The organism is Lacticaseibacillus camelliae DSM 22697 = JCM 13995 (assembly GCF_001436615.1).
GTDB classification, from domain to species: domain Bacteria; phylum Bacillota; class Bacilli; order Lactobacillales; family Lactobacillaceae; genus Lacticaseibacillus; species Lacticaseibacillus camelliae.
In genome coordinates, this window is the sequence record NZ_AYZJ01000014.1 from 1 (window position 1) to 24,378 (window position 24,378).

Genomic DNA, 24,378 nt, shown 5'->3' on the forward strand with positions numbered 1-24,378 from the left:
CATGGCCTTTTTGGTCTAGTCGCTAAGGTGTTGCACTTGAATTGTAAACTGGGGGAACTTTTTAAATCGCTCGACCTTGGCCGAACAAGCACAGCTGAAACATTTTATTCAAGCTGGGAAAATCGATGTGTCATTGAATTACCTAAACCTAAACGAATTGGTTGATGACCATGTCTTAAGAACCAAGGAGCAGGAGGCCAGGCAGTGGGCTAATGAAGTTGGCTTTAACGGTGCTTCGGCCTTAACCGCGGACATCAATGGTTTCTCATGGAGCTATGGTGACGCGCTGTATGATGCAGGTATCACCCGGCTTTATACGTGTATCCATACGCATCATGGGATGTACCCATTATTTAAGAAGCAGACGGCGTTCAAGTGGCAGACTCCAGAGGGCCATCAGCTCCTAGTCTGGAGTGGCGATCACTATATGATTGGGAATGAGTTCCAATTAGTACCGGATAACCGCTATTCATACATTCTTCACGATCGGTACTCTGGTGATGAAACCACTGACCAGATGACAATTTCTGAATATCGCATTCCGAAATACCTACAAGCACTGGAAGATCAAGATTATCCGTTCGATTTTGTCCCAATCAGCCTCTCTGGTGTTCGCACAGACAATTCTCCTGCCAATCCCAGAATAATGGAAAATATTAACAGATGGAATGGCAAGCACGGAGATCAGATTGAGCTGAAGTTAAGCACCTTGGATGAATTCTTTGACGTTGTGGAGAAGGAAAAGGATCTGCCAGTTTATTCAGGTGACTGGCCGGACTGGTGGGCAGATGGTGTCAGTTCAACTCCAGGCCCAACCAAGCTTTACAAATCGGCGCAGAGAAAATATCAACTTTCACTTGCGCTGGATCCAAAAGGGACGAAAGGGGATCCGGCTAGCTTTAAACACGCTACCCAGAATCTGATGATGTATGCCGAGCACACATGGGGTTACTCCGCTTCGGTTTCAAACCCTTGGAATAGTATGGTCAACGCGTTGGACCTTCGTAAGGCAGGCTATGCAATCGATGCTTTCTCGGCGATTTCAGAGAATCTTGATCAAGTGCTCGCCAACCTGGGCGAAGTTTCGCCTAAGCCATACCGAACAAAGACATTCAAAGTTCTCAATCCATCACCAACGACCCAGACAGCCAGGGCCACTGCTTTCCTGATGTCTTGGGAATCAGTCGACGGCCAACCGCTTTCGGTTGATACAATGAATCATTTGAGACTTGTCGACGTTGCCACCCATCAAGAATTGCCCACCCAGGTCACTCGAACGAGCCGTGGGTTTGAGGTTTCCTCAGTCATTACGCTGCCAGCGAATGGTTCACGCCACCTGCAAGTCATTTACGCCTCTGAAGCCAATGATGGTGGAGGCAGTACAGGCTTGATCACCGGCGCAGAAGGCGTTTCGGATTTAATCGCAGATGAGAGTCAAAACTTCGACTCCCCGTTCGAGATTAAAACCGATAACTTTGAGATTCATATTGATCCTACACGAGGGATCAGTCAGCTGATAGATCGACAAAGTCACCGGTCACTGCTGAGCGGGCATGAGGCGCTGTTTAATGGCATCTATGAAAAAACGCCGATCAAGCACGAGAACCCTGGTGAAACGAGGAAGCAACTGGGACGTAATCGCAAGGGCATCGGAGTTGAAAGAGACTTCGGCAAACTGACTAACATTGAATTGGTTAGCGAAGGCGCCTTATATGTCGATCTTCAGTTGGATTACAGCTTGGTGGGAACAAAGCTTTATCGGGTGACGCTCAGGATATATAAGCACATTTCTCGCATTGAGTGCACGGTCGCAGTTCAGAAGACAACTGAGTGGGCGCCAGAAAACCTCTATGTAAGTTTACCGCTTGGTTTGGGCGAGCATTCAACATTGTACCTATCGAAGGGCGGTTGCCTTGTTCGACCGAGAATTGACCAGCTGCCAGGCAGTAACGTCGACTACTTGATGACACAGGAGGGGGTCGCGTGGCAAGACGATCAAAGTCGATTGATGGTGGGCATTGAGGATGCACCACTGGTCACGTTTGGTTCATTAGATGCCCATTTAATTAAGGTCATGGATTTTGACCAGAAGCTACCTAATCAAACACCGCTCCATTCCTGGGTGATGAACAACTTTTGGGAGACCAACTTCAAGGCCGACCTTTCAGGGTTTTACGAATTCAGATATGTTCTGCAAATTGGTCAGTCAGCCAATCCAGCCACGATTACGACTGACCTGAGAGCAATCAATAATGGTTTCATTTCGTTCAGAGAGAACAGTCATTAAACATTTTGACTAAAAAGAAGAAGAAAGTGAAAAAAATGAAAAATATGGATTTAGGGGCAATACAGAAGAAGGTCAACCGCGCGATTGGTCGAATCGCGGGTAACCGCTTGTTACTGACGTTGCGTGATACCTTCATCATGGCATCTACCCCGATTATGATTGCTGGTTTTGCGATTATGATTGGTTCCGTCTTTCTTGATCCAACCGGCATTATCTTTGGTAAACAGGGGCTCCAGCTGGGGAAATTATTTACTGGATCGCCGTCTGATAAGGCTTGGCTTGCGACTGGATTTGCAGCAGTCCTAACACGGCTGCAAAAGGCGGTTGGCCTGTTTAGCAACGGGACCATGGCGATTAATGCGCTGTTTGTTATTGCGGGTTTTGCCTACTTTGGCACCAAACGGTTCTTCCGTAAGAACAAGGAACCGATTTTGGTCTCGTTTTATGCGTTAGCCGCATTCTTTATCGTTGTGCCTTGGTCGGTGACGGGTGCCACTGCTGCTGGGAAAACCCACACCTTGGTCGGTATTCTGGACTCACAGTACATTGGCCAGCCTGGGATGTTTGCCGGGTTAGTTGTCGCTGGGGTCACCTTCTGGCTGTTTAATAAAATTGTGGAAAAGAACATCACAATTAAGTTGCCAGATAGTGTGCCACCCGCAGTTGCGCACAGTTTTGAAGCGCTGATTCCTGGTGGTATTGTCCTAATTCTTGCCGTTGTCGTTGCCTCTGTATTTAGTGCGTATAATACTTCGTTGCCGGCTGCCATGTTGGCCGTGCTTCAGAAGCCAATGCTGGCGATTTCCACGACACCGTACTTCGCCTTCTTTGCCATGGTCGGGCAGCCAATTCTTGGGTGGTTTGGGATTCACGGCAGTTCAATTTTTGGTCCGATTTTTGGCCTGACCTGGGATATTAACCAGAACGAAAACATCATGGGCACGGCTCATCACATGATTTCGACGCTGTTCATGAACTTTACCGTTATTAATACTGGTGGTCTGTGCGCTGGTGCGATCATTGCTGTACTGATTGTTAGCCACCGTGAAGATCGTCGTGCATTGGCCAAACTGGCTATCCCGCCAGTGATTTTCAACATTGGTGAGCCTGTTATGTTTGGTTTCCCAATTGTTCTTAACCCATATCTATTATTGCCTTGGATCCTTTGCTACACGATTCCGTTCTACTTGGGCATTTTCTTCACGAAGATTGGATTCTTACCAATTATTACCAATGCTGTTCCTTGGACTATGCCACCCTTGATTTCAGGGTTCCTATACACCGGTAATATTAATGGCACCATTTTCCAGGCGTTGATGCTTGCACTGTGCACATTGATTTGGATTCCGTTTATCAAGATGTGGGATAGTTCGGAAAAGGATGCCACAATTAAGGCTACTGCTCAGTAAAAAATCGAGGCAAATAGATTGAAAATTTCTGAAGTCATAGAACGAGTAAAACAGTATACAAAGGTTGGTCGCGGACTTTCTACGGAGACGAGAGCTACCGCTGATATCACCGACCACATTTTATTTGGCGATACTAGCCAAGAATGCAAGGGAATCGCGACCGCTATCTGGGCTTCCACCGATGTGATTAAAGCGGCGGTAGGTCGTGGGGCTAATCTGATCATCGTCCACGAGGCGCTGTTCTGGAACCACGGGGATAAAACCCAGTGGCTTGAAGAAGAACAAAATGATGCTTATTTGCAGAAGATAGCACTATTGAAGCGCACGAATGTGGTTGTTTGGCGAGATCATGAGTATGTCCATTCCGGTATTCCGGTTGACGGCGGGAAATATCGTGATGGTATTTACTACGCGATTCAGCAAGCGCTGGGTTGGGGAAAATACAATGTTGACGATGCTGAACGGCCTTCTAGATTCACTATTCCAGCAACTCCTGTTTGTGAAGTGGCTCAGACCGTGATGAGCGCGCTGCATCTTGGAGGGGCGAAATTAGTTGGGCGTCCCAACACGAAAATTGAACAGGTCTATTTTCCCCTACACATTCTCAGTGGAGACAAGGATTCTCAGCTAATTTCTAAGATCAATCGTGAGAATATACAACTAATTATCCCGCTCGAAGTCATTGACTACACCACTACCGAATACCTTGCCGACTGCAGTGAAATGGGCATGTCGAAAGCAATGCTCACCTTTGGACACTTCAATCTTGAGGAAGTCGGCATGAAATATTTGGTAAGCTATTTGCCTAAAGCAGTTGGCGTGGATCTGCCTGTGACCTTTATTCGGGAAGGTGACATGTATCACTATCTATCACCTAAGGAAGCTTAGGTTTATCCGTCTTGGATTGAGATTGTCTAGTTATCTGCTTCCATGATAAATCGGATCAGTTACTGTTCATGATTAAATTATTAGAGGAAAGGATCACGTGATGAATGAAGAAGGCGCCCAAGTGGCGATGAAGATCATCTACTATGCGGGCAATGCCAAATCCTCAGCATTGCAAGCGATTGATGCTGCGTTTAGCGGAGACCAAGATAAGGCGACAGCTAAGTTGGCGGAGGCAAAAAAGCAGCTGAATAGCGCTCATAATATCCAAACCAGTCTGATGACCGATGAAATGAACGGCAAGATGATTGAAAAATCGATTATCTTGATTCATGCGCAGGACCAGTTTATGGCGGCTAATACCGAAATTGAACTAGGCGAGCGCCTGATTAAATTTTCCGCTAAAGCATTGAATTCTTAATGCAGTCCTGATATTGACCGCTTATCTAAGCGACATTTTTCAGGCTTTGCAATTGCTGAGCCTCAAGACTCATGCTGCAAGCAGTTGAGTTCTGGACTAAAAATCAACGGTGCTGATGGGGACGAATCATCTGCGAAGTGGCCAGATGCAACATTAACACCGTTGATAATCCCCTTTAAGCTGTCGGATACCCGTAACGATCCGGCGGCTTTTTTGGCGTATCGGACTGGAAAATCACGTGATTTTTATACATATAACAAAAGGACAAAGCAGAGCGACCATAATTCTTCAGTGGCGGTTTAGTCAATCTGCTTTGTTTTGCTCGTGCAGGATCTTCGCCAGATACTCCAAGATAAACAGACACGGCACCTGGGAGGTGACATCCTGCTCGACGTAATGCTCCTTGGCAATGTCGGTGGCGATGTTGACGTCGGTCAGCCGCGCGACCGTGGAGTGCGCGGAATTGGTGATCGACAAGGTGTGGCTGTCGCGAAACGAGAGGTTGCTGAGGTAGCTGATCACCTCGGGGGTTTCACCGGAAACGGACAAGGCGATGACGCAGGTTTTATCCAGCAGGGCTTTGGGAAAGTAGCGCTGCGGATAGGTCACAGGGTCCTCGATACGCACGGCCATGTGGAACATGGAGGAGAAGTACAGGGCGCCATACTCGGCCATCACGTTGGAGGAGCCGACGCCGATGAACAGAACCAGCTCGCACTGCTTGAGCAGCTGCACTGCGGCCTGAATGTGCGCGTCAAAGTCCGGCGTGGTGACGCGGTTGAAGAAGTTGATGTACATGCCGGGGTCGACCGGTGTGGCAGGCGTTTTGGCAGCGGTCTGCTCCTGAAGCAGCTTCAACCGAATTTTAAACTCAGTGAAGCCTTGGCACTCGAACTTGCGGCAGAAGCGCTGAACGGAGGCCGTGCTGGTGTGGGTGTTGGCAGCCAGCTCACGGATGCGCATGTAGATCACTTTGTCCAGATTTTGCAGGACGTACTTATAAATCGCCAAGTCGATATCGGACAGGTCGACGGCGTGGTCGAGAAAAAGCATGTTGATCACCTCACGCCTAGTGTACGCCTGATGATACGAGACGTATCGAAAAAGTCACAATGGCCCATTTGAAGATACAGGACCTAAACCGCCAAGACCGATTGAACGCACCGCTTGCCGCGGTATATTGAAGCCGTAAAGCAAATTTTGAGTCAAAAAGGGTGAGCAAAATGGCGAAACGTTCAATTAAAATTGCGACGATCGGCGGCGGGTCCGGCTACACGCCCGAGCTGGTCAAAGGGTTTTTGGACCGGTACGACGAGATGCCGGTGCGCGAGCTGTGGCTGGTCGATGTGCCGAGCGGCGAGGAGAAACTCAACGTGATCGGCGCCATGGCCAAGCGCATGGTGAAGGCGGCCGGCAAGCCGATGAAAATTGTCACGACCATGGACCGCGAGGCGGCGCTGACCGACGCTGATTTTGTCACGACGCAGTTCCGGGTCGGCCAGTTGCCTGCGCGTGTCAACGACGAAAACATTCCAATCAAGTACGGCACGCTCGGGCAGGAAACCAACGGGGCCGGCGAGTTGATGATGGCGATGCGCTCGATTCCCGTGCTGCTCGACATTGTGCACGATATGGAGCGGCTGTGCCCGGCGGCGTGGCTGATCAATTTCGCCAATCCGGCGGGGATGATGACTGAGGCGGTGCTGCACTACACGAACTGGAAGAAAGTGATCGGGCTGTGCAACGGGCCTGACAACATCCGCCGCGACATTGTGCAGGCGCTGAATGTTGACCCAGTACGCGTGTACGTCGAGTTCATCGGCCTGAACCACCTGGTGTTCGCCAAGCACATTTACCTTGACGGCCAGGACGTGACCGCGCATGTGATCAAGCTGGTGACCAGCAAGAAGCAGCGCGTCGACAACCCCGGGGTCGGCAACTGGGATGCCGACTTTTTGCAGAGCCTCGGCGTGATTCCCATCAGCTACCTGCAGTACTACTGGAAAACCAAGCAGGTGGTCGCCGAAGAACAGCGAGCGGCGGCGCGCGAAGGCAGCCGGGCGGTCGTGGCCGAGCGGCTGGAAAAGCAGCTCTTCGACATCTACCGTGACCCGACCCTAGTGACGCTGCCGGAAGAACTGAAAAAGCGCGGCGGTTCGGGCTACAGCCGGGCCTCCTGCAACCTGATCTATTCCATATACGCTGACAAGCGCGATGTCCAGGTCGTCAACGTGGCCAACAACGGCGGCTGCCTGGACCTGGCGCCGGATTCGGTGATGGAAATGAACTGTGTGATCACCGGCCACGGTCCGGTGCCGCTGACCACTGGTCATCTGCCGCGGGCCTGCGTCGGCATCGTGCACGAGATGAAGGCCTTCGAGCAGGTCGGCTGTAAGGCGGCTGTCAGCGGCGATTACGCCACGGCGCTCAAGGCCCTGACCATCAATCCGGTCGTCCACTCCGATGTGGATGCTCGGCCGCTGCTCAACGAGCTGCTGGTGGCCAATGAGCAGTACCTGCCGCAGGTGGATTTTGCCCAGCTCCGCGCGACTGGCACGCTGAAGTAAAAAATTGCGTTCTCTCGACGCCGACTCGTATTTGTGAGCCGGCGTTTTTTCGCGCTTGCCGAAGTGGCGCGTCGCGGGGTAACTACTGTTATCTTATTAACCGCATTCGAAATAAAGACGATGTACCACGAGAATCATGAGAAACGCCTAATGGTTCACTGGTATAAATGGATTATGGAATAAAAGCATTACGTCATGCACAAGCCGGGGGAATCTGGCGACGATAAATAGCGTGAACCCCTGATGTAGATTGGATTATAACAATCACGAGCCGCGGAACAGACTTGCTCACCTGCTGCTCCTAATAAATCATGCTTACCGATATAATTAATTTTAAATGAGACGAAAACGTTTTTGTTGCGTCAGGAGGTTTGCCTCGTTTACTATAATGTAAAGGCTTCCAAGGGGGTGGTGATGCTGAGAATCCGCTACGTGGTCGTCCGTGCGCTTGCCGGACTGATCGACCTGATCATTGTTTACGTGCCGGCGGTCATTTTGTTCTCGCTTTGGTTCCACGTCGCAACGCGGTGGGCAGAGCTGCTGGCCCAGCTGCTGTTTCTGGCCTACAACGTTGCGGCTGTTAGCACGTTTCACGGCCAGACGATCGGCAAGTACTTCGCTCGCCTGCGCGTCGATACGCGCAGGCTGGTCTCAGACAATGTCCTGTTTGTCGGGATGCGCGAGATGACGAAGCTGCTGTTCCTCACACCGGTGATCGGCGTGCCACTGGGTCTGCTCAACTTGCTGCTGGCGCTTGCGACCGGCCGCATGCTCGAGGACTTTGTCGGGCAAAGCGACGTCGTGGTTGTAGAAAGGACGGTGAAGCCAATTGACGGGTGACTTGGTGAGTAAAAGTCCCTTGGCGCGCATTCCCACCGTGCCGCTGCTGGTCATGATCGCGCTGACAGTGGTCGTGGCCTACTGGTTGGCCTGGCGCTACCGCCGCTCGTACGACCCGCAGCGGCTGATCCGCGGGTACGTGATCTACGCCCCGGTGGCCCTGACGCTGGCGCTGCTGCTCCAGGTTCAGCTGGTGCTGGCTATCGGCATCTGGCTGGCCGGCGCCGGGGTGCTTGCCACGCGGTCCAATCATTATTTTTACGAGCACCGCTAATTTTTTTACCCTTGGCCAAAAACGTTTTTGGCCAAGGCGAAGGAGGTCACGATGAAAACTTCGATCAAGTATCACCAGGATGATCCCTGGCGGCTCTCAGAAGCGACGTTTGATCCGGCCCACCTGGGTAAGTACGAGGCCATTTTTGCCTTAGGAAACGGCTACCTGGGCACGCGCGCAGCCACAGAAGAGGCGAACACCGGCGAGGTCCGGAACACCTTTGTCGCTGGCACGTTCGACCGCCTCAACGAAGACGAGGTGACGGAGCTGCCGAATCTGCCTGATGTGTTCCAGGTGGCGCTGGTCTTCAACGGTCAGCGGCTGGACCTCAACCAGGGCAAAGTTCTCGACTACGAGCGGTCGCTGAATCTGAAAACCGGTGAGCTGTCGCGGCACTTCATCTGGCGGTTCGGCCGCAACCGTTACCGGATCACGACCAGCCGCTTCGTGTCGCTGGCCCGGCGGCACGTGATGGGGCAGCGCATCGAAGTCACGGCCCTGGACGGCGACGCGACCCTCAAGCTTTCAGCGGGGATCAACGGGCAAGTCACCAATACCGGCACGCAGCACTTCAATGACGACGTGAAGCGCCTGTACCCGCACCACATTCTTCAGCTCACAACGAAAACCAACGAGTCGCAGGTGAATTTTGCCATCACCACCCAGCACCGCCTTTCGGTGCCCGACGACCGCCTGGGTTACGTGAAAACGGAAATGCTGCGCAGGCGCCTGCGCGCCACATACACGCTGCCGCTGACGAAGGACGATCCGCTGACGTTTGAAAGCATCACGACCGTTTACACCTCGCGTGATCTGGATGTGGCCTACAAGGACCGCGCCAGCCTGCGCCGGCAGGGCTACCAGGCGGCACTGGCGCTGGAGAAAATGAACTTTCGCCAGCTCCTGACGGAATCGGCGGCCGCCTGGGCCGACAAGCTGTGGACCCCGATGCCGCTGGAGATTGACACTGATCACGCGCGCGACCAGCTGGCGATCAATTTTGCCCGTTACCACCTGCAGATCATGACCCCAGGCCATGATTCGCGCATGAACGTGGCGGCCAAAGGGCTGAGCGGCGAAGGCTACAAGGGCCACACGTTCTGGGACACGGAAATATTCCTGCTGCCGTACTTCATTTTCAGCCAGCCCGAGGTGGCCCGCAGCCTGGTCACCTACCGCTACCTCGGTCTGCACGGGGCGCGCACCAAGGCGGCGGATAACGGCTACCGCGGGGCGCAGTACCCGTGGGAGGCGGCCTGGGTCGATGATGGTGAGTCCACCCCGGTCTGGGGCGCCACCGACATCGTGACCGGGGAGGCCACCAAGATCTGGTCGGGCTTCATTGAGCAGCACATCACGGCCGACGTGGCGTATGGCGTTGAGCAATACATGCGCGCGACTGACGATGAGGAATTCGCCAGGACGCGCGGCAACGAGATCATCATCGACACGGCGCGCTTCTGGTGCAGCCGGCTGGAGTGGAATCCGGATGTTGACCGCTACGAAATCAACAACGTGGTCGGCCCGGATGAGTACAAGGAGCACGCGAACAACAACGCCTTCACGAACCACATGGCGCACTGGAACCTGCTTCAGGCCATGCAGCTGATCGATCGCCTCAAAACCAACGAACCGGCCGAGTACCAGCGGCTGGACGAGCGGCTGGACCTGGCGGCGCTGCGACCCGAGATCGAGGAGCGGCTGGGCAAGCTCTACTTGCCCGCGCCCAACGCGGAGGCCATTATTCCGGAAGACGACGCGTACCTGACCCTGCCGACCATCGACCTCAAGCCTTACCTGACCGCGGGCCGCGTGGGGGCGTTATTCGACGATTACAACCTGGAACAGGTCAACCACCTGCAGGTGACCAAGCAGGCCGACGTGATCCTGCTGCTGTTCCTGTTCGAGCGGCATTTTTCCAAGCGGGTCAAGCTCAAGAACTGGCAGTACTACGAGCCGCGCACGACGCATGATTCGTCGCTGTCGCTGCTTACCCACACGAACTTTGCCGCCGACCTTGGCCTGAAACGGAAGGCCTACTCGTACTACCGGCGGGCCCGCGACATCGATATGGGGACCAACATGAACAGCTCGGACGAAGGGATCCACGCGGCGTCGATCGCCGGCATTTGGTCAATGACCGTGCTGGGGTTTGGTGGGGTGCGGTACCTGGATGGCCGGCTGCGCATCGAGCCCAATTTGCCGGATCAGTGGCGCCAGCTCAGCTTTTGCCTGTGGTGGCACGGCCAGAAGCTGGCGGTGACCGAAACCAACCAGACGCTGAAGATCCGTAACCTGACCGGCACCCGGGTGGTCGAAATCGACCACGCCGGCGCCTCGGTCGAGATTCCAACGCACGACGAAGTTCTGATCACACGATAAAAAAACGGCGAAAGCCAAAGGGGGAACCATCATGAAACTTTTCACCAAACGCACTGTACTCGGCGCCGCCACCGCACTGGCGTCGCTCTCATTGGTCGCATGCGGCAGCAGCCAGTCGACCGCAGGGGATTCGACCACCGACTTTAAGGGCCAGGAACTGAAAATCGGCATCTGGCTGGGCTCCGACGCGGAAAAGGCCGGGATGAAGGACATGGTCGACGGCTTTGAAAAGGAAACCGGCGCCAAGGTCACCGAGAAGGTCTACACGGATTTCAACACGCAGATCCAGGCTGACCTCTCCGGCCACCGCGCCCCGGACGTCTGGTACATGGACTCGTCGATGTACCCATTCTTCCAAAGCCAGGGCGTGCTGGAGCCGCTTGATAAGGAAGACTTGCTGGCCGACAAGTTCTACCCGACACTGACCAAGGCCTATACGACTGATGGCAAGCTGTACGGCGTGCCGAAGGATACGTCCACGCTGGGCCTTTATGTGAACAAGGAAATGCTGACCAAGACGAACACCGCCATCGAAGACGTGCCGAAGAGCTACGAGGACATGATCGACTGGCTGCCGGGCTTTCAGGCTAAGCTGGACGAGGCCTACGGCAAGGGCAAGGTCCACGCCATGGCGTACAACCAGGACATGGCACGCAACCTGTACATCATGCAGCGCAACGGCGGCCAGCCAATCAAGAAAAACGGCGACGCCAACCTGGCCTCAAACGCGGTCGTGAAGAACCTGGAACTGTACAAGGACTTGGTGGCGACCGGCGCGGTGGTGACCCCGCAGGAAATCGGTCAAGGCGACAACGGCACCGCGTTTGGTGCCGGCAAGATCGCGATGATGGAAGAAGGTAACTGGACATATCCGGTTCAACAGGAACAGTACAAGACCGACTTCACGGTGCTGCCAATGCTCAGCTACGAAGGCAAGCAAGGCGGCATGATCTTCACGGTCGGCTGGGGCGAGTACGTCAACTCCAAGGTCAAGCCGCTGGCCAACGCCTGGCTCAAGTATGTGACCTCTGAGAAAGTGATGGAACAGTACATCAAGACCACTGGCACGTTGCCAAGCCGGCCGGACGTAGCGGAAGCGGCCAAGCTGACCGATAACGCCGACCTTAATGTGCACTTGGAAGCCAACGACTACTCCACCGTTTGGCAGGATGGCACCACGCTGCCGACCGTCAACACCTCCTACCAGAACTTTGTGGGTAAGGCGATGAAGGGCGAGACCTCGCTCAAAGCGGCGATGACCCAGGCCGACGACCAGGCCAACGCGGCGATTGAAAAGTCCAAGTAATCCTCTGGCCTTGAGATGGGAGGGTCCGCGATGGAGAAACCGATAGCTTCAAAAAAACCCCGTTTTAAGCTCACGCGGCGCCAGCAGGACGCGATTCAAGGATACGGTTTTCTGCTTCCGGCGGCCGTGATCGTGGCGATTTTCTTCTTGGCGGCGATCGTGTTCGCCCTGTACATGTCGGTCAATAAGGTCAACATGTACTCGCAACAGTACGAATTCCGTGGCCTGCAGAACTACGCAAACATTTTCTCGGACGGAATCGCGTTGACCGCGCTGAAAAACACGGCGCTGTTCTCGCTGGTCGTGGTGCCGATCCAGACGGTGTTCGCCCTGGTCATCGCCTACGCGCTGAGCAGCAAGACGGTGCGCTTCAAAAAAGTGTTTCGGCTGATCTACTTTCTGCCGACGCTGACGTCAAGTGCCGCTTTGACTTTGATCTTTATGTTTATTTTCAACATCAACGGGCCCATCAACGATTTGTTCACCGGCCTGGGCGTTTACCACACGCCGATCAACTTCCTGCAGGAGCCGCAGTACGCGCTGAAGGTGATCATGGTGATGAACATCTGGTCGACGGTGCCGAGCTTCATGACCGTCTACTTGGCGTCACTGGTGGACCTGCCGGACTCGCTGTACGAGGCGGCGGAGATCGACGGCGCCAGCGCGTGGGATAAGTTGCGCTACATTACGATCCCGTACCTGCGGCCGATCACGACCTACGTGCTGCTGATGGGGATTATCGGGACCTTCCAGATGTTTGACCAGGCGTACATCTTCTCCAACGGCTCGGGCGGTCCGGACAACTCAACGCTGACGGTGGCCCTGATGGTATACCAGTACGCGTTTGGGCAGATGAACACCATGGGCTATGCGTGCGCGCTGGCGATTTTCCTGGCCGCGGTCATTTATATTGTCTCCCGCTTGGCGGAAAAGCTGAACGGCGGCAGCGGCCTGAAAGACATGTAGGGGGGTGACGAGATGAAAAAGCACCACACCGGCCGGATCATCCTGTACGTGGTCCTGACGGCCTACGCACTGCTGACGTTGTACCCGTTTGTCTGGGCGATTGCGGCCTCGTTTGAACCCCTCCGGGTGATCGTCAGCGGCAACATGAGCCTGATCCCCAAGGAATTCACGCTGGACAACTACAAGTACATGATGAGCACCTCGGCGCTGTTCCCACGCTGGTTCCTGAACTCGGTCATCGTGTCCACCGTGGGGACGGTCGTCAACATTTTCTTCAATACCATGGCGGGCTACGCGCTGGCCCGGCTGCATTTTCCGGGGCGGCAGAAGATCTATTACGCCTTGCTGTCTTTGATGATGGTACCGGCGCAGGTGCTGCTGATCCCCAATTACCTGATCTTGATGAACCTGGGGATGCTCGATACGTACCAGTCCCTGATCCTGCCGTCCGCGATCAACATTGGGAACATCTTCATGATGCGGCAGTTCTTCCTGTCGTTCCCGAACGACATCGAGGAGGCCGCGGCGATTGATGGGCTCGGCCGGGTGCAGACGTTCTTCCGAATCGTCTTCCCGCTGGCCCGGCCGTCGATCGCAACGCAGGCAATCTTCACCTTCATGGGTTTTTGGAACAACTTCATGCAGCCGATGCTGTACATCACGACCCCGTCCAAGTACACCCTGACGCTGGGGCTGCAGTCGTTCACCAACCAGCAGGCAGGGGTGCGGTGGGATCATTCGATGGCGGCCAGTGTGATCTCGATCCTGCCGATCATTGTGCTGTACATCATTTTCAACCGCTACTTCCTGCAAGGCATTCGGATGGACAATGAAAAATAAGCGGTCGGCGTTTTTAACCAGGGGCGGTGATTAAAGTGGTAGCAAAAATTTACGACGTGGCCAAGGCCGCCGGTGTGTCGGTCGGCACGGTGTCGCGGGTGTTCAACGGTTACACGGACATCAGCCGCGCGACCAAAAAGCGCGTCTTGAAGGTGGCCAAGGAACTAGGCTACACGCCGAACGTCGCGGCCCGGACGCTGTCGTCCAAGTCCTTGAAGACCATCGCCTTCATCATGAACGATCTGGTCGGCTCGCGGTACGACGGGGTGTCGATGCAGACAATCATGGGCGTGTACCACTACGCCGAGACCCACGAAATGCAGTTTGTGCTGTATCCCACCACGACTCAGCAGCAGCGCGCGAAAACCTTTGCGCAGTTCTGTGAGGAACGCAACATTAATGGCGCCGTCGTGCAGGGCCTGCACGTCGACGACCCGTACGTTGCGCAGATCGCCGAAGCCGCCCTGCCGGTGGTGACCATCGACCTGGCGATCCCAGGGCCGCGCACCGGCGCTGTGTCGATCGATAACACCGCCGCGGAAAAGGCCGTGACCCAGTTGCTGCTGAACCGCGGCCGCCGGCATTTGCTGATGGTCAACGGCAGGCAGAATGCGCAGGTCTCGGTCGTGCGCGAGGCCGGGTTTAAAGCAGCGCTGGCGGGCGCCGGCATGACGGCAGATACGCGCCGGATCCTTTACGCCGACTACGACATGAAACTGGCGGGAGAGCAGGTGGCCGCCGCGCTGACGGCCGACCCAGCGATTGACGGCATTGTCTGCGCAAGCGACGCCATGGCGCTGGGGGCACTGAACGTGCTCAAGGCGCGCCAGCTGCGCGTGCCCGCCGATGTGGCACTGGCGGGGTTTGACAACACCGCCCTAGCCGAGTTTGTGGATCCGGCCCTGACGACAGTGGAGCAGCACATGGACATTATGGGCTACAACGCCGCGGAGCTAGTCAACAAGCTGCTGCAGCGCGACATGCCGACGGCGCAGCGGCAGATATTTTCACCCTATGAAGTGATCGAGCGGGCCAGCACCGGCGGCCAAGCGAAGTGAAAGGAGGCGGATCATGAGGATCACCGGCTTTGTGTTTGACCTCGACGGCGTCATTACGGACACGGCCAAGTACCACTACCAGGCCTGGAAGGAAACCGCCAAGGCCAAGCTGAACATTGAGATCAGCCCGGCCGTGAACGAATTGTTAAAAGGGCAAAGTCGCCAGGACTCGCTGGCCGCAATCGTGCGGTTCGGGCATCAGGAAGGCCGCCGCAGCGCTGCCGAGCTGGCGGCCATCGCAACGGCCAAGAACCAGCGTTACCAGGCGCTGATCGCGCACATGACCCAGGCGGACATTTTGCCAGGGATGGCGGGACTTTTGAACGACCTGGCGAACAAAGGCTATCCGCTCGCCGTGGCCTCGGCGTCGTACAACGCGCCCGTCATCATCGCGCGGCTTGGGCTTAGCAATCTGTTGGCCAACGTGGTGGACCCCGGCGCGGTTGCGCGAGGCAAGCCGGCCCCGGATATTTTCGAAGCCGCGGCGGCCATGATCAAAAGCCCCTGCGCGACCACGGTCGGCTTTGAAGACGCCGCGGCCGGAATCGCCGGGATCAACGCCGCGGGAATGTTCTCGGTGGGCATCGGCTCGGCGGTCACCTTACACGAGGCCGATGTCGTTTTCCCCGCCACCGGGGATGCTGACCTGGCGACGATCGAGCGGCTGTTTGTCGCCAAGGCGGCGCGCCGGTCTGCCCCGCAGCAAGCCATTGATTAAGACGGCCGCAAACACCTGGAAAGCGAGGGATCACTGATGGTTGAAATGGATTTAAATCATCTGTACAAAAAATATGACAAGGGTGAAGATTTTTCAGTCAAGGACTTTGACCTGCACATCAAGGAGCACGAATTCATCGTCTTTGTGGGCCCTTCCGGGTGCGGCAAGTCGACAACACTGCGCATGATCGCGGGCCTGGAGGACATCACGGAAGGCACGCTCGAAATCGATCATCAGGTGATGAACGATGTGGCACCCAAAGACCGCGACATTGCGATGGTGTTTCAGAACTACGCCTTGTACCCGCACATGACCGTGTTCGACAACATGGCCTTCGGGCTGAAGCTGCGCCACTACGAAAAGGCCGACATTCAAAAGCGGGTCGAAAACGCCGCGCAGATCCTCGGGTTGACCGAGTTCCTGCAGCGCCGGCCGGCGGACTTGTCGGGGGGCCAGCGGCAGCGGGTCGCGCTGGGCCGAGCCATCGTTCGCGACGCGCCGATTTTCCTGATGGACGAACCGCTGTCGAACCTGGATGCCAAGCTGCGCGTGTCCATGCGCGCCGAAATCGCCAAGCTGCACCGCCGGCTGAACACCACCACGATTTACGTCACACATGACCAAACCGAGGCGATGACGATGGCGGACCGGGTCGTCGTGATGTCGGTCGGCCAGATCCAGCAGGTGGGCACGCCGGAGGAGGTGTACCAGCAGCCGCGTAATTTGTTTGTGGCCGGTTTTATGGGCAGTCCGGCGATGAACTTCTTCCCTGTGACCTACCAGAACGGCACAATCACTGACGGTCAGCGCCTAACGATGACGCTGCCAGGGGCGCGGGCACGAACGCTGGATCAGCAGGGCTACAGCGGCAAGCAACTCATTTTAGGCATTCGGCCGGAAGACATCCATTCCGAGGAGGCGTTCCTAGAAACCTGGACCGATGCGGTCGTCGACTCCGAGGTGGTTGTGTCCGAGCTGCTGGGCGCCACGGAGCAGTTGTACATGGAGCTGGATGGCAAGGAGTACGTGGCTAACGTGAACGCGCGGGACTTCCACAACCCCGGCGAGGTCGTCCAGATGGGATTTGACCTGAACAAGGCCCACTTCTTCGATCCGGAGAGCGAGCTGGCAATCGTTAACCAACCCGTTCCGGTCGAAGCTTAACCGTGAAGCAGACAGAAAAAGGCCAGTCCCGCGAAAATGCGGGGCTGGCCTTTGCTGTAGAATCGGTTATTCGCCAGGCTTGTAGTCTTCATCAATGACCAGAATTGGCTTGATGGTCTTGCCGGAGCGGGAATCGGCGTTGGCTTCGTTGATTTGGTCAAACTTGTAGAACTTCTCGGTCTTCGGGAAGTCGAACATGCCCATCTTGTAGAAGTCGATCAGGCGCGGAATGTCGATTTGCGGAATCGAGTCGCCCATGTTGACGCCGACGATCTTCTTGTCGTCCACGCACAGGTCATTCCAGGTATCGACATCAATGTGGTGGGCGGTGACGGCGATCGTTGCCGTGGTGCCGCCTTGCGCCAAGACTTTGATGGAGTTTTCCATCACGCTAGTGACGCCGGTCGTGTCCACGGCCCAGTCAACGCCGCGGCCGCCGGTCAGGTCCTGCACGGCCTTGACCACGTCAACGTCCTTGGAGTTAATGACGTCAGTGGCGCCGAGTTCCTTGGCGAGGTCCAGGCGTGAGTCCACGATGTCGATGCCGATGACCTTGGTGCAGCCGGAGATGCGGCCAGCCATCATGGCAGCCAGCCCCACCGCACCGGTGCCGAAGACGGCAATGGTGTCGCCAGGTTTCGGTTTGAGCGTGTTCAGCACCGTGCCGGAGCCCGTCACGTAGCCGCAGCCTAAAGGACCGAGGGTGCGCAGGTCCATGTCCTTAGGCACCTTAACCGCGTTGCGCTCGCGGACCACCGTGGTCGTGGTGAACGAGGATTGGTCGAACATGTCGGCAACATGGTGCCCATTTTCGGTGAAGTGGCTGGAGCCGTCAGGCCGCACGCCCGACAGGTTGTTTTGCGCGTAATTTTCGCACTGGGTCGGAATGCCCTTCAGGCAGGACTTGCAGTTGCCACAGGCGTAGAAGCTGAGGACCACGTGATCGCCTGGCTGGAACTGGGTGACTTCCGGGCCGACCTTCTCAACGATGCCGGAGCCTTCGTGGCCGAGGACGATTGGGTAGTCGATGACGGCGTCGCCAATGCGTAAGGCTTCATCCGAGTGACAGATGCCGCTGGCGACCATGTGGACTTGGATGTCGTCCGGGCCCATTTCTGCTAGTTCAACGTCATCCTTGATTTCGAAATCGGCGTTTTGCTTTTCAACCACAGCTGCTTTGATCTTCAAGATTTACACACTCCCTTGAGTTTTCTTTTGGCACACTGTTCATTATTTCACAATAAAAAGCAAAAGTGAAGCGCTTCCATCTATTTTTCCTCCGTGGTTGAGGCGGTGCCGGTTGCGTTCGCCAGATTAAAACATTATGATAAAACGTAATTCGCGGGCACGAATCCACCGCGCAATCTGGTTCATTAAAGGAGCACATTCATGAAGAAAATCCTCAAGGCACTCGTTGCGGCAGTGGCGGTTTTTAGCATCACGATCCTGGCCGGCTGCACGCTGTTTGAACACAAGACGACGCTGGTCAACAATCAGGTGGCCGGCGCCAAAACGACGATGGTTTACTACACCAAGCGCAATTCGGATAAGGTCCAGCAGCAAAGTCTGACCAGCGAAAACGATTTGACCAAGCTGCTCAACTCCAAGAAGAAGAAAGACTTGGACGCCGCCTATAATTCTTTGAAAAAGTCAGTCAGCAGTTATAAAGGGCTGAAAGGCGTGACGACAAAAGTGACGCGTAAAGGCAACACCGTCACGGAAAACGTCACGATCGACTACACCAAAGTCGACATGCAAAAGCTCAAGGACGCGCAGGGCTTGGGTAAAGGCACCAAGAACACGGTCAGTTTGAAGGATTCGGTCAACACGCTGAAGGCGGCCGGGTTTAAAGAGCAATAACAATGAGGAGATCGGCCAGGTGAAGGCCGATTTTTTTGTGGCAGCAAAAAAGCAGCCGTATCCAGGCTGCTTGCTCATTTACTCTAGGTATAACCGCCGCAAATCAGCAATGTCGCTGGGCGCAAGGGCCAAGTGGCGCTTGGCGTACTCTTCTCAGCCGCCGTATTTTTTGACGACTTTCTGCACGGTTTCAAAGTAGCTGTCATCAGCGGGCTGGATGTTCATGCCAGTCACCATCGCGTCTGCCATGGGCAAGTCGGCGGCAGATTGTTCGTCCTTGAAACGGTCCATCAGGATGTCGTTAGTGAGGATGTAATCCTGGTGGGCCACTTTTTCCGGCACACCCAGCAGGCCTTCGATCAGCATGGCGACGACCCCGGTGCGGTCCTTGCCGGCAAAGCAGTGAAACAGCGTGGCGCCGGTTTCGTTTGCGACAATCAGCTGAATCACGCGTCGCAGCATTTTCGCCGTGCGCGGGTCGGTGGCCATGTACAGGTAAGAGATGCGCGCCAGCTCGAACTTTCTGGCCTTATCAGCGCCGCGGAATTCCTCCTGGAAGTGGGGATGATCGGCAAACGGGTACAGCGACAGGTCGTAGTAGGTCACGCCAGGCAGTTTGACGTCCGGCGCGTTGTCCGAGTTGTCAGCCTGGCGCAGGTCGATGTCCTGGTTGAGGCCGACTTCAAGCATGTGCTGCTGGACTTTTTCCGGCATAAAGGTGATCAGACCGGAGCGGTACAGCCGGTGGCGACGGATGGTGCGGCCGTCCTTGGTGTGATAGCCGCCCATGTCGCGCAGGTTGATCGTGCCTTCAAGTTCAATTAAATGCCCCTTCGTTTCTGTCATGACTGAGTCCTCCCGTTAGTGGTCGCATTCAGTTTAGCATTTAAGGGCCCAGCTGCGGCTTGGATTCGTCAATTTGTGCCATCGGGCTGATACGTGCTGATCCGCACCAGCTTCTCTCTGGGGAAAAACTTACCGGTGCGGCTGAGCTCGACCCAGCAGGAGACGCCATTGATCCGCATGGCGTAGGCGGCAGTGCCGGCCCACCCCTGGTCGTCGGACTCCAGCACCACGCGGTAGTTGTCCGACTGCAGCGCCTGCGCCGTTTCAGGGTCGGCGTACCGGGTCAGGTCACAGCCCTTGGCGTTGAGGGTCTCCAGGGTCGTGGTGCGCGCCACGTGATCCGGCCACAGTGCGACAGTGAAGCCGGCGCCGACCAACACCACCAGAGCGGACAGCGCAATTAACAGTTTTTTGAACATTTTTCCGCTCCCTCTCCAGTTCTTGCTTCACACTTACGATAGCATGGTGCTAGGCTTGAGGGTGGTTAAGTGTGTGTTAAGACTATTGTCTTGTCGCACTTTGGGTTAAAGTTAAAGCCAGAGGAGTTGACCTTTATGAATAGTGCAGAACGGCAGGCGCAGATTCAGATGCAGCTGAGTACAGCGAAGAAACCGATCACCGCGACCACTTTTGCGGACAGCTTTGGGGTGTCGCGGCAGACAATTGTCGGTGACATTGCGCTGATGCGGGCCCGGGGCGAGGAGCTGGTGGCCACGCCGCGCGGGTACATGTACGTCGAGGATTCACCGCACCAGGCCATCATTGTTTGCCGCCACACGCCGGATCAGGCGGGCGATGAGCTGACGCGCATTGTGGATAACGGCGGCGCCGCGCTTGACGTCATTGTCGACCATCCGCTGTACGGTCAGCTGCGCGGTGAGCTGCAGATACGGACGCACGCCGAAATCAACTTATTTCTCGGCCGGATGCGGAAGAATAAGGGCAAAATGCTCTCGGAGCTGACTGACGGCATCCATATGCACACGATTGCCTACGATACGCCCGCTCAACTGACGGCGATCAAGGCTTCCCTGCGCGAGGCGGGGTACCTTTATGAAGAAACGACGCGCTAGGCTGGCTTCTACCCAAAAATGGCGGCGGGAGCTGGTCGCTTGGCTGAGTGCCTTCGGGTTAGTTGTGCTGCTTGCCGGCTGCAGTCAGGCGGTGCACAAAACGGTGTTTGCGCACAGCGGCGGCGGGGAGAAAACCACACTGGCGTTTTACACCAAGGGCCGCTCTGACCACGTGGATAAGCAGGTCACGACGCTGGACATCGATATGGCCAAGGTCATGGGCAAAAGCGATGCGAAGACGCTGGACCGTGGCTGGCACGTGATGCAAGCAGACGCCCAGGCCCACGCCAAGCTGCACGGGGTGAAGGCGACCGTGGCCCGGAGCGGCAAAATGGTCCACGAGGTCGTTACCGTCGACACGGCGAAGGTCGATTTTGGCAAGCTTGCCAAGGTCGATGGTCAAGCGCTGGCGGGGAAGACCGACCACATCAGCCTAGACAACGTGACGCACACGCTGAAGCAAGACGGCTATCAAGAGGTCAAGTGATTGAGGGGCGGCTGATGGGTCGGCCTTTTTTCGTGGCGGCGCCTGGGCTACCCAGTCGCCTAAGTGGGCTCGGCTTCGCAGCCTTTGTAGTCGCGCTCGGTGGGGCAACGTCCGAGTGTCTAGCTACGCTCAAGACCTCAGCGCCAAAAAGCGGCGCCAATGCCTTGAGCTAGGCTAGCCATCGGACTAGGTGGGCTCGGCTTCGCAGCCTTTCGTAGTTGCGCTCGGGTAAGCAACGGCGGCGTGTCTAGCTACGGCCACAGCTTCACCTGCTGCGCAGGCAAAGCTGCAGCCTAGGCTAGCCATCCGCCTAAGTGCGCTTACCCTCGCAGCCTTTCCTTAATAATATGTTAAACTATAAAAGCACATTAAAGCGATTAGCATGACTGCGAAAGCGAGTTAGCGAGGAAAATGAAAAAACTATTTGAAAAGATCACCCTGCCGGCGTTTCTTGAAGACTCCCGGCTGCGTAACTTAGGGCTGGTGATGACGGTCCTGGCCGCCATCGATGTCGTCATTGCGCTGTTCATTAAGCCTTGGCTGGGGCTGCTGTTGCTGCTTTTCTTAGTCGGGCTGGTCGTGGCCACGTTCTTCACCCTGGAACGGATCACCGAGTCGACCAATAAGTACATCTCCGATCTGTCGTACCGTATCAAGCGCGGTGAGCAGGAAGCCTTGATCAAGATGCCGGTCGGGATTTTGATCTTCGACAAGAAGATGAACGTTGAATGGGCCAACCCTTACCTGCTTCAGTACTTCAAGGATGAGGACATTCTGGGCCGGCCGCTGAAGGACATCGATGCCGAGCTGGCCGATGTCATCACGGCACACCAGGAAGATACCGAGCTGTCTGAGGTGCACTGGGGCGGTCACGACTTCCAACTGACGGTGCAAAAGCCGATCGGGGTTGCCTACCTGATGGACATCACACATTACGCGCAAATTGAGGAAAAGGCCAAAGGCGAGCGCCTCGCCATCGGCCAGGTGTTCCTGGATAACTACGATGAAGTCACCCAAACCATGGACGACCAGGCAACTACGAACCTGAATTCCTACGTCACCAACCAAATGAGCGACTGGGCCAACAAGTTCGGGATGTTCGTCAAGCGAGTCGCCAATGACCGCTTCTTGATGATTGCCTACATGCGGTCGCTGGAGGCCGTCGAGGCGGATAAGTTCAAGATTTTGGACACGATCCGCACCGAAACGTCCAAGCAGAACTACCCGCTGACGCTGTCGGTCGGGATCGCGTACGGGGATTCCGATTTGTCCCAGCTAGCCGTGACGTCGCAGTCCAACTTGGACCTGGCGCTTGGCCGCGGCGGGGATCAGGTCGTCGTCCGCGCGAAAAATGGGCAGGCCCGTTTTTACGGCGGCAAGACCAACCCGATGGAAAAGCGCACCCGGGTGCGGGCCCGCATGATTTCGCAGGCCTTGCAGGAACTGTTTAAGCAAACCGACAAGATCTTTGTTGTCGGTCACGACCGGCCTGACATGGATGCCATCGGCGCCAGCTTGGGGATTCGCCGCATCGCCCAGATGAACGGCAAGGAGTGCTACGTGGTGATTAACCCTGAGCACCTGCACTCTGACGTCGAACGCCTGATGGGCGCAGTGGGTAAGGATCCTGACATCGGCAACGCCATTGTGACGCCGGAAGCGGCGCTCACTGAGGCCACCGACAAGTCGCTGCTGATCCTGGTCGACCACTCGAAGCGGTCGATCACGGCGGCACCAGCGCTGTTTGACCGCCTGGCGACTCGGACGGTCATCATTGACCACCATCGCCGCGGCGAGGAGTTCCCCGAAGACCCGATGCTGGTTTACATTGAACCCTACGCCAGCTCGACTTGCGAGCTGATCACCGAAATGTTCGAGTACCAGCCGAAGGGCGTGGCGACGCTGTCCAAACTTGAGGCGACGGCGATGCTGGCTGGGATCACGGTCGACACCCACAACTTTGCGATGCGCACTGGCACGCGGACGTTCGACGCCGCCTCGTACCTGCGCAGCATGGGCGCCGATCCCCAGATGACGCAAGCCTTTTTGAAGGAAAACGTCGACTCGTACATTCAGAAGAATCACCTCATTGACACGATTGAAATGATTGCGCCAACTATGGCATTATGTACGGGTGAGGAGACCAAAGCGTACGATCCGGTCATCGCGGCCCAGGCGGCCGACACCTGTTTGTCGCTCAACGGCATCGAGGCCAGCTTTGTCATCACGCGGCGGTCTGATTCAACAGTTGGGATCTCTGCGCGCAGCCTTGGCAACATCAACGTGCAGCTGATTATGGAAAAGCTTGGCGGCGGCGGTCACCTCAATAACGCGGCGACCCAGCTTCAAGGCAAAACCATCGTGCAGGCGACGGCGATGCTGAAGGACGCCATCAAGACGGAAAAAGAAGAAAATTAGGGAGGCCATCACATGAAAGTGATTTTTACGCAAGACGTACGAGGCAAAGGCAACCGTGGCGAGGTCAAAGAGGTCCCGGATGGCTACGCCCAGAACTTCCTGATCAAAAACGGCAAGGCCAAGCCGGCGACCCCGCAAGCCATGAGTGCGCTGCGCGGCCAGCAGAAGCTTGAAGAGAAAAAGGCGGCCGAACAGCGCGCCGAGGCCGAGGCCGTGAAGACCAAGCTCGAAGACGACAAGACGATTGTCCAGATTCAAAGCAAGGCTGGCGAGGATTCCCGCCTGTTCGGCTCGATCCCGAGCAAGCAGATTGCCCAGGCCTTGGAGAAGCAGTACCAGATCACAGTCGACAAGCGCAAGATGGACCTGCCAGAGCCCATCAAGGCGCTTGGCTACCGCAATGTCACGGTGCACCTGTACCCAGGCGTTGACGCCAAGATCCGTGTCCACATCACCGCGCAGAAGTAGTCGTGCGCTGGCCTAAAATGAAACACGAAAGGCGCTATGCACTGATATGACGCCTTGGGTCTCCCACCGCTGATTGTGGTGGTCACCTTAAGATTTGAGATGAATTCTT

General features: G+C 55.9%; 23 protein-coding genes. 19 read left to right on the plus strand and 4 right to left on the minus strand.

Features of this window, described 5'->3' with window-relative positions; genetic code table 11:
- Positions 1-76: 76 nt before the first annotated feature.
- The 4 genes from FC75_RS02115 to FC75_RS02130 all read left to right on the plus strand — a co-directional run bounded on the left by FC75_RS02115 (position 77) and on the right by FC75_RS02130 (position 5,002).
- The gene (locus FC75_RS02115; RefSeq protein ID WP_056989000.1) at positions 77-2,287 is read left to right on the plus strand and encodes a glycoside hydrolase family 38 N-terminal domain-containing protein; all 2,211 of its coding nucleotides are present in this window, start codon (positions 77-79) and stop codon (positions 2,285-2,287) included.
- Positions 2,288-2,322: 35 nt separating this feature from the next.
- A complete protein-coding gene (locus tag FC75_RS02120; protein WP_054663552.1) occupies positions 2,323-3,696 on the plus strand; it encodes a PTS sugar transporter subunit IIC in 1,374 nt (457 codons plus the stop codon).
- 18 nt (positions 3,697-3,714) lie between these two features.
- Positions 3,715-4,584, plus strand: coding sequence for a Nif3-like dinuclear metal center hexameric protein (locus tag FC75_RS02125; RefSeq protein ID WP_056989001.1), 870 nt, complete (start codon positions 3,715-3,717; stop codon positions 4,582-4,584).
- 100 nt (positions 4,585-4,684) lie between these two features.
- Positions 4,685-5,002: a PTS lactose/cellobiose transporter subunit IIA gene (locus tag FC75_RS02130; protein WP_054663555.1), complete on the plus strand. Its 318-nt coding sequence runs from the start codon at positions 4,685-4,687 to the stop codon at positions 5,000-5,002.
- 303 nt (positions 5,003-5,305) lie between these two features.
- Here FC75_RS02130 and FC75_RS02135 read toward each other — a convergent pair whose 3' ends face one another.
- Positions 5,306-6,055, minus strand: a complete 750-nt coding sequence (locus tag FC75_RS02135) for a MurR/RpiR family transcriptional regulator (RefSeq protein ID WP_054663558.1) — start codon at positions 6,053-6,055, stop codon at positions 5,306-5,308.
- Between the two features lie 170 nt (positions 6,056-6,225).
- Here FC75_RS02135 and FC75_RS02140 point away from each other — a divergent pair, with 170 nt between their 5' ends.
- The 10 genes from FC75_RS02140 (at position 6,226) to FC75_RS02185 (ending at position 17,117) form a co-directional block, all read left to right on the plus strand.
- Positions 6,226-7,569 (plus strand): 6-phospho-beta-glucosidase, encoded by a 1,344-nt coding sequence (locus FC75_RS02140; RefSeq protein WP_056989002.1) that lies wholly within the window; start codon positions 6,226-6,228, stop codon positions 7,567-7,569.
- Positions 7,570-7,983: 414 nt separating this feature from the next.
- Entirely contained in the window at positions 7,984-8,409 is a 426-nt protein-coding gene (locus tag FC75_RS02145) for an RDD family protein (protein WP_054663510.1), read from the plus strand.
- A 4-nt stretch (positions 8,410-8,413) separates the two neighbouring features.
- Positions 8,414-8,683: a hypothetical protein gene (locus FC75_RS02150; protein WP_156314350.1), complete on the plus strand. Its 270-nt coding sequence runs from the start codon at positions 8,414-8,416 to the stop codon at positions 8,681-8,683.
- A 51-nt stretch (positions 8,684-8,734) separates the two neighbouring features.
- Positions 8,735-11,065 (plus strand): glycoside hydrolase family 65 protein, encoded by a 2,331-nt coding sequence (locus FC75_RS02155; RefSeq protein ID WP_056989003.1) that lies wholly within the window; start codon positions 8,735-8,737, stop codon positions 11,063-11,065.
- 31 nt (positions 11,066-11,096) lie between these two features.
- Positions 11,097-12,371, plus strand: coding sequence for a sugar ABC transporter substrate-binding protein (locus FC75_RS02160; protein WP_056989004.1), 1,275 nt, complete (start codon positions 11,097-11,099; stop codon positions 12,369-12,371).
- A gap of 30 nt (positions 12,372-12,401) precedes the next feature.
- Positions 12,402-13,337: a carbohydrate ABC transporter permease gene (locus FC75_RS02165; protein ID WP_056989005.1), complete on the plus strand. Its 936-nt coding sequence runs from the start codon at positions 12,402-12,404 to the stop codon at positions 13,335-13,337.
- Positions 13,338-13,349: 12 nt separating this feature from the next.
- Complete coding sequence (locus tag FC75_RS02170) at positions 13,350-14,177, plus strand: carbohydrate ABC transporter permease (protein WP_054663516.1); 828 nt, start codon at positions 13,350-13,352, stop codon at positions 14,175-14,177.
- A 35-nt stretch (positions 14,178-14,212) separates the two neighbouring features.
- Positions 14,213-15,235, plus strand: a complete 1,023-nt coding sequence (locus FC75_RS02175; RefSeq protein ID WP_056989006.1) for a LacI family DNA-binding transcriptional regulator — start codon at positions 14,213-14,215, stop codon at positions 15,233-15,235.
- 13 nt (positions 15,236-15,248) lie between these two features.
- The gene (gene pgmB / locus FC75_RS02180) at positions 15,249-15,953 is read left to right on the plus strand and encodes a beta-phosphoglucomutase (RefSeq protein WP_056989007.1); all 705 of its coding nucleotides are present in this window, start codon (positions 15,249-15,251) and stop codon (positions 15,951-15,953) included.
- A 36-nt stretch (positions 15,954-15,989) separates the two neighbouring features.
- Positions 15,990-17,117, plus strand: a complete 1,128-nt coding sequence (locus FC75_RS02185; protein ID WP_056989008.1) for an ABC transporter ATP-binding protein — start codon at positions 15,990-15,992, stop codon at positions 17,115-17,117.
- 66 nt (positions 17,118-17,183) lie between these two features.
- Here the strand turns inward: FC75_RS02185 and FC75_RS02190 are convergent, their stop codons facing one another.
- Positions 17,184-18,305 carry an NAD(P)-dependent alcohol dehydrogenase gene (locus FC75_RS02190; protein ID WP_056989009.1) on the minus strand — a complete coding sequence of 374 codons (1,122 nt, stop codon included), beginning with the start codon at positions 18,303-18,305 and terminating at the stop codon, positions 17,184-17,186.
- 201 nt (positions 18,306-18,506) lie between these two features.
- On the opposite strand from FC75_RS02190, the gene FC75_RS02195 reads away from it, so the two are divergent.
- Positions 18,507-18,977, plus strand: coding sequence for a DUF1307 domain-containing protein (locus FC75_RS02195; RefSeq protein WP_054663522.1), 471 nt, complete (start codon positions 18,507-18,509; stop codon positions 18,975-18,977).
- 153 nt (positions 18,978-19,130) lie between these two features.
- Here FC75_RS02195 and FC75_RS02200 read toward each other — a convergent pair whose 3' ends face one another.
- Together FC75_RS02200 and FC75_RS02205 are read right to left on the minus strand one after the other, a co-directional pair.
- Positions 19,131-19,823 carry a tyrosine-protein phosphatase gene (locus FC75_RS02200; protein WP_056989010.1) on the minus strand — a complete coding sequence of 231 codons (693 nt, stop codon included), beginning with the start codon at positions 19,821-19,823 and terminating at the stop codon, positions 19,131-19,133.
- Between the two features lie 68 nt (positions 19,824-19,891).
- Positions 19,892-20,242: a hypothetical protein gene (locus FC75_RS02205; protein WP_056989011.1), complete on the minus strand. Its 351-nt coding sequence runs from the start codon at positions 20,240-20,242 to the stop codon at positions 19,892-19,894.
- A gap of 135 nt (positions 20,243-20,377) precedes the next feature.
- On the opposite strand from FC75_RS02205, the gene FC75_RS02210 reads away from it, so the two are divergent.
- From FC75_RS02210 to rplI, 4 genes are all read left to right on the plus strand, one after another.
- On the plus strand, positions 20,378-20,896 hold the full coding sequence (locus tag FC75_RS02210) for a transcription repressor NadR (protein WP_054663531.1): 519 nt from the start codon (positions 20,378-20,380) through the stop codon (positions 20,894-20,896).
- Complete coding sequence (locus tag FC75_RS02215) at positions 20,877-21,383, plus strand: DUF1307 domain-containing protein (protein WP_054663534.1); 507 nt, start codon at positions 20,877-20,879, stop codon at positions 21,381-21,383. Before FC75_RS02210 ends, FC75_RS02215 begins: the two co-directional genes overlap by 20 nt.
- Positions 21,384-21,794: 411 nt before the next feature.
- On the plus strand, positions 21,795-23,801 hold the full coding sequence (locus tag FC75_RS02220; RefSeq protein WP_056989012.1) for a DHH family phosphoesterase: 2,007 nt from the start codon (positions 21,795-21,797) through the stop codon (positions 23,799-23,801).
- Positions 23,802-23,813: 12 nt separating this feature from the next.
- Positions 23,814-24,269 carry a 50S ribosomal protein L9 gene (rplI, locus tag FC75_RS02225; protein WP_056989013.1) on the plus strand — a complete coding sequence of 152 codons (456 nt, stop codon included), beginning with the start codon at positions 23,814-23,816 and terminating at the stop codon, positions 24,267-24,269.
- Positions 24,270-24,378 lie beyond the last annotated feature (109 nt).